The 312-nt window shown below is 46.5% G+C and carries 1 protein-coding gene; it reads left to right on the top strand.

Annotated elements, in window-relative coordinates; translation table 11 throughout:
- Positions 1–312, top strand: a 312-nt coding sequence (locus POF52_RS31090; protein ID WP_271998211.1) for a tandem-95 repeat protein, incomplete at both ends; no start/stop codon positions are given.

The following is a 312-nucleotide window of genomic DNA, read 5'->3' as shown; positions in this document are numbered from 1 at the left end:
TTTACAGTGTTAATTAGCGACCCATCGGGCGCATTTATAGTGACGAGTGTATTTGTGACGGTTACGCCAGTGAATGATGTGCCAGTGGTGCCGAACTATGAGTTTGTAATTAATGAAGACATGACCTTAAATAGCCAAGTGGTGGCAACGGATATCGATGGCAATCCATTGACATACGCGTTACTGACAGGGCCTGTGAATGGAACCGTCGTTGTGAATCTGGACGGTACCTACACGTATACGCCAAATGAAAATTACAATGGGGTAGATAGCTTTAGTGTCGTAGTAAGCGACGGCCAGGGAGGAACGGCT

The organism is Priestia sp. AB (assembly GCF_028369225.1).
In the GTDB taxonomy this organism is placed as follows: domain Bacteria; phylum Bacillota; class Bacilli; order Bacillales; family Bacillaceae_H; genus Priestia; species Priestia megaterium.
The sequence above is the reverse complement of the archived record's forward strand: the minus strand, read 5'-3'. Positions and strand labels throughout refer to the sequence as shown.